Origin of the sequence: Thauera sp. (assembly GCF_034003485.1) — a bacterium.
In the GTDB taxonomy this organism is placed as follows: Bacteria; Pseudomonadota; Gammaproteobacteria; order Burkholderiales; family Rhodocyclaceae; genus Thauera.
Window position 1 is genome coordinate 1 of record NZ_JAVEYL010000074.1, and the last position, 5,440, is coordinate 5,440.

6 protein-coding genes and 1 pseudogene are annotated in these 5,440 nt (G+C 67.1%); all 7 read left to right on the forward strand.

The genetic code is table 11. The features are described from left to right. Window positions 1-286, forward strand: a pseudogene (locus tag RBT54_RS18135) (3-oxoadipyl-CoA thiolase); the annotation flags it as partial. Window positions 287-417: 131 nt separating this feature from the next. Beyond that, a complete protein-coding gene (paaK, locus tag RBT54_RS18140) occupies window positions 418-1,734 on the forward strand; it encodes a phenylacetate--CoA ligase PaaK (RefSeq protein ID WP_413788477.1) in 1,317 nt (438 codons plus the stop codon). 376 nt (window positions 1,735-2,110) lie between these two features. After that, the gene (paaA, locus tag RBT54_RS18145) at window positions 2,111-3,049 is read left to right on the forward strand and encodes a 1,2-phenylacetyl-CoA epoxidase subunit PaaA (protein WP_320368396.1); all 939 of its coding nucleotides are present in this window, start codon (window positions 2,111-2,113) and stop codon (window positions 3,047-3,049) included. Between the two features lie 27 nt (window positions 3,050-3,076). After that, window positions 3,077-3,358 carry a 1,2-phenylacetyl-CoA epoxidase subunit PaaB gene (paaB, locus tag RBT54_RS18150; protein ID WP_090212460.1) on the forward strand — a complete coding sequence of 94 codons (282 nt, stop codon included), beginning with the start codon at window positions 3,077-3,079 and terminating at the stop codon, window positions 3,356-3,358. An 11-nt stretch (window positions 3,359-3,369) separates the two neighbouring features. Then, window positions 3,370-4,134 (forward strand): 1,2-phenylacetyl-CoA epoxidase subunit PaaC, encoded by a 765-nt coding sequence (paaC, locus tag RBT54_RS18155; RefSeq protein WP_090352409.1) that lies wholly within the window; start codon window positions 3,370-3,372, stop codon window positions 4,132-4,134. Window positions 4,135-4,168: 34 nt separating this feature from the next. After that, entirely contained in the window at window positions 4,169-4,768 is a 600-nt protein-coding gene (paaD, locus tag RBT54_RS18160; protein WP_320368394.1) for a 1,2-phenylacetyl-CoA epoxidase subunit PaaD, read from the forward strand. Window positions 4,769-4,811: 43 nt separating this feature from the next. Next, a partial coding sequence (locus RBT54_RS18165) for an FAD-binding oxidoreductase (RefSeq protein WP_320368395.1) occupies window positions 4,812-5,440 on the forward strand: 629 nt, incomplete at its 3' end.

Here is a 5,440-nt window from a genome sequence, read left to right on the forward strand (position 1 = left end):
GGAGATCGCCAACCTCAGCCTGGCCGACATGGACGTGATCGAGCTCAACGAGGCCTTCGCAGCCCAGGGCCTGGCCGTGCTGCGCGAGCTGGGCATCGCCGACGACGACGCCCGCGTCAACCCCAACGGCGGCGCCATCGCCCTCGGCCACCCGCTGGGCATGAGCGGCGCGCGCCTGGTCACCACCGCGCTCAACGAACTGGAAGAGCGCCAGGGCCGCTACGCGCTGTGCACCATGTGCATCGGCGTCGGCCAGGGCATCGCCATGGTCATCGAACGCCTGTGATACCCGGCGCAGCGCGCTCCGCCCCGTGAGCGCGCTACGCTGATCGACGATTCGCAATGACAAGAAGAACGGGCGGCCTCGCCAGTCGCCCGTGGCTCCACACAAGAACAAAGAGAGACGCCATGAACGCCATGCACAATGCCTCTGCGCACACCGCCCTCATCGACCCGATGGAAACCGCCAGCCTCGACCACCTGCGCGCCCACCAGCTCGAGCGCCTGCGCTGGACCCTGCAGCACGCCTACGACAACGTGCCGGTGTACCGCCAGAAGTTCGACGCCCTCGGCGTGCACCCCAGCGACCTGAAGTCGCTGTCCGACCTGGCCAAGTTCCCCTTCACCGGCAAGTCGGATCTGCGCGAGAACTACCCGTTCGGCATGTTCGCCGTGCCGATGGAACAGGTGTCGCGCATCCACGCCTCCAGCGGCACCACCGGCCAGCCCACCGTGGTCGGCTACACCGCCAACGACATCGACACCTGGGCCAACCTGGTGGCGCGCTCGATCCGCGCTGCCGGCGGCCGTCCGGGCGACCGCATCCACGTCGCCTACGGCTACGGCCTGTTCACCGGCGGCCTGGGCGCCCACTACGGCGCCGAGCGCCTGGGCTGCACGGTGATCCCGATGTCCGGCGGCCAGACCGAGAAGCAGGTCCAGCTGATCAAGGACTTCCAGCCGGACATCATCATGGTCACCCCGTCGTACATGCTGAACATCGCCGACGAGCTGGAGCGCCAGGGCATCGACCCGCACAAGCTGGCGCTGCGCCTGGGCATCTTCGGCGCCGAGCCGTGGACCGGCCAGCTGCGCGGCGAGCTGGAGAGCCGCCTGGGCATCCAGGCCATGGACATCTACGGCCTGTCCGAGGTGATGGGCCCGGGCGTGGCCATGGAGTGCGCCGACTGCAAGGACGGCCCGACCATCTGGGAAGACCACTTCTACCCGGAGATCATCGACCCGGTGACCGGCGAAGTGCTGCCGGACGGCCAGATGGGCGAGCTGGTGTTCACCTCGCTGTCCAAGGAAGCGCTGCCGATGATCCGCTACCGCACCCGCGACCTGACCCGCCTGCTGCCGGGCACCACCCGCGCCATGCGCCGCATCGACAAGATCACCGGGCGCAGCGACGACATGCTGATCATCCGCGGCGTCAACGTGTTCCCGACCCAGATCGAGGAGCAGGTGCTGAAAGTCAAACAGCTTTCCGCCCAGTACGAGCTGCACGTGTATCGCAACGGCAACCTCGATGGCATGGACGTGCACGTCGAGCTCAAGCCCGAGTTCGAGCAGCTGGGCGACGCCGAGCGCAGCGCGGTGAGCCGCGAGCTGGCCCACCACATCAAGAGCAGCGTCGGCATCAGCACGCGCATCGAGCTCAAGGCGCCGTTCGCCCTCAAGCGCTCGGAAGGCAAGGCCTGCCACGTCTACGACAAGCGCAAGAGCGCCTGATCCGCGCCACCCCAGAGCCCCGCTTCGGCGGGGCTTTTTTTCGCCTGCTGGAAGCCCGCTGCGCCGATCGTGCCCACGCTCTGCGTGGGCATGCCGCCACGGGCGCTCCAGCGCCCAGGGACGCGGAGCGTCCCGTCCCGGGCTCCCACGCCGGAGCGTGGGAGCCATCAGGCTCGGCGGCTCTGAAAACCCTCCCGCTCATCGCCAAAAAGCACAAAGCGACACTGAAAATATTTTCTTGCATGTGATTTGTGTATCATATAAAAATACTCAACGCCCAGGCCCTGCCCTGCCTGCAACCCCGGCTGGAGAAAACAAGAAAATGTACGCACAACTCGTCGAAACCGGAGTCAAGCGCGTCAAGAGCCTCGAGGAGATGACTCCCGAGGAGCGCGCCTTCCAGGAACGCATCGATGCCGAGATCAAGATCGAGCCGAAGAACTGGATGCCGGACGCCTATCGCCAGACCCTGATCCGCCAGATCTCCCAGCACGCCCACTCGGAAATCGTCGGCATGCTGCCGGAAGGCAACTGGGTCACCCGCGCCCCGACCCTCAAGCGCAAGCTGCAGCTGATGGCCAAGATCCAGGACGAGGCCGGCCACGGCATGTACCTGTACAGCGCCATGGAGACCCTCGGCGCCGACCGCGACGAGGAGATCGAGAAGCTGCACGCCGGCAAGGCCAAGTACTCGAGCATCTTCAACTACCCGACCCTGAACTGGGCCGACATGGGTGCGGTGGGCTGGCTGGTCGACGGCGCCGCCATCGTCAACCAGGTGGTGCTGCAGCGCACCAGCTACGGCCCCTACTCGCGCGCGATGATCCGCATCTGCAAGGAAGAGAGCTTCCACCAGCGCCAGGGCTACGAAATCCTCCTGACCATGATGCGCCACGGCAACCAGGCGCAGAAGGACATGGTCCAGGACGCCATCAACCGCCTGTGGTGGCCGGCGCTGATGATGTTCGGCCCGAGCGACGCCGACTCGCCGAACAGCGCCCAGTCGATGGCCTGGAAGATCAAGCGCATGAGCAACGACGACCTGCGCCAGCGCTTCATCGACCAGACCGTGCCGCAACTCGAATTCCTCGGCTGCACCGCTCCCGACCCGGACCTCAAGTGGAACGAGGAGCGCGGCCACTACGACTTCGGCCAGATCAACTGGCAGGAGTTCTACGACGTGCTCAAGGGCAACGGCCCGTGCAACCGCGAACGCATCGCCACCCGCCGCAAGGCGCTCGAGGATGGCAAGTGGGTCCGCGAAGCCGCCGTCGCCCACGCCGCCAAACGCCAACAAAAACAAAACGCTGCCTGATCGGCGCCTGAATCGGAGAACCCCGCCATGTCCGAATGGATCCTTTTTGAAGTCTTCGTCCGCTCCAAGCACGGCCTGAACCACAAGCACGTCGGCAGCGTGCACGCCGCCGATGCCAACATGGCCCTGGAGAGCGCCCGCGACCTGTACACCCGCCGCAACGAAGGCGTGAGCATCTGGGTCGTGCCCTCGGCGCAGATCACCGCCACCGCCGGCGACGAGAAAGAGCCGTTCTTCGACCCGTCCCAGGACAAGGTCTACCGTCACGCCAGCTTCTACGAGCTGCCCGACGAAGTCGGGCACATGTGAGGAAGCCGGTCATGACTGACAACAAGAACGACCTGATCGAATACCTGCTGCGCCTCGGCGACAACGCCATGATCAATGGCCAGCGCCTGTGCGAATGGTGCGGCCATGCCCCGGCCCTGGAAGAGGAAATGGCGTTGATGAACGTCGCCCTCGACCTGGTCGGCCAGGCGCGCAACTGGTACGAGTACGCCGCCGAGCTGCTGGCCGACGGTCGCGACGCCGACCAGTTGGCCTTCACCCGCGACGAGCGCGACTTCCGCAACACCCTGCTGGTCGAGCAGCCCAACGGCGACTACGCGGTGACCACCGCCAAGCTGTTCCTGTTCGACGCCTGGCACCTGCACACCCTGCAGGCGCTGTCCGCCTCCAAGGACGAGCGCATCGCCGCGATCGCCGCCAAGGCCCTCAAGGAAGCGACCTACCACCTACGCCGCTCCGGCGAGTGGGTCGAGCGCCTGGGTGACGGCACCGAGGAAAGCCGCCAGCGCATGCTCGCCGCCATCGACGAGCTGTGGCGCTTCACCGGCGACCTGCTGGCCGGCGACGAGATCCAGCAGCGCCTGGCCACCGCCGGCATCGCCGCCGACGCCGAGGCCGTGGCGAGCGCCTGGCAGGCCACCGTCGAGCAGGTGTTCGGCGCCGCCAGCCTGCCGGTACCGCAGCCGGCCAGCTACTTCTACCTGGACGGCAAGCGCGGCCTGCACACCGAGCACCTGGGCATCCTGCTGGCGGAGATGCAGTTCCTGCAGCGCGCCTACCCGGGTGCGACCTGGTAAGCCCGGTCCGCAACCGACGATCCGCGGAGGAGCCATGAGCAAAGATTCCGAGCTCGACGCCCTGTTCGGCGGCAGCCCCGTCGCCGGCATGGGCAGCAGCGATCAGCCCTCCGGGCTGATCGCCTCCGACGGCGGCGCCCGCGAGGCGGACGAGTCCGACCTGCCGCGCGCCTGGCAGGTGCTGGAGCAGGTGATGGACCCGGAGGTGCCGGTGGTCAGCGTGATCGACCTCGGCATCATCCGCGACGTCACCTGGGCCGACGGTCACCTGCAGGTGGCCGTCACCCCCACCTACTCCGGCTGCCCGGCCACCGAGCTGATCGAGAGCGAGGTGTGCAAGGCCCTGGAGCGCGCCGGCTTCCGCGCCCCGCGCATCGAGCGCCGCCTGGCGCCGGCCTGGACCACCGACTGGATCAGCGAGCAGGGCCGCGAGCGCCTGCGCGCCTTCGGCATCGCCCCGCCGTCCGGCAGCACCAGCAAGCGCAGCCTGCTCGGCGAGAAGGACGAGATCAGCTGCCCGCACTGCGGCAGCCACGACACCGAGGTGGTCAGCCAGTTCGGTTCCACCGCCTGCAAGGCCCTGTACCGTTGCCGCTCCTGCCTGGAGCCCTTCGACTATTTCAAGTGCATCTGAACGGCTCGCCCACCGCCGCGACGCGGGCCTGGAGAATAACAAGATGAGCAAGTTCCATACGCTGACCATCCGCGAAGTGCGCCCGGAAACCCGCGACACGGTGTCCGTGGCCTTCACCGTGCCCGCCGAGCTGAAGGACAGCTTCCACTACAGCCAGGGCCAGCACCTGGTGATGCGCACCCAGATCGACGGCGAGGAAGTGCGCCGCTCCTACTCGATCTGCAGCGCGGTGAGCGAGGACGACCTGCGCGTGGCGATCAAGCGCGTGGACGGCGGCCTGTTCTCCAACTTCGCCAACGACCAGCTCAAGGCCGGGCAGACCCTGGAAGTGATGCCGCCGGCCGGCCACTTCTCCATCGCCCTGGATCCGGGTCGCGCCGGCAACTACCTGGCGGTGGCCGCCGGCAGCGGCATCACGCCGATCATGTCGATCGTCAAGACCACCCTGGAAACCGAGCCGGACAGCCGCTTCACCCTGATCTACGGCAACCGCTCCAGCGCCAGCACCATCTTCCGCGAGCAGCTCGAGGACCTGAAGAACCAGTACCTCGACCGCCTCAACCTGATCTTCGTGTTCAGCCGCGAGCAGCAGGACATCGACCTGTACAACGGCCGCATCGACGCCGCCAAGTGCGACGCGCTGTTCTCCCGCTGGCTGGACGTGCCGAACCT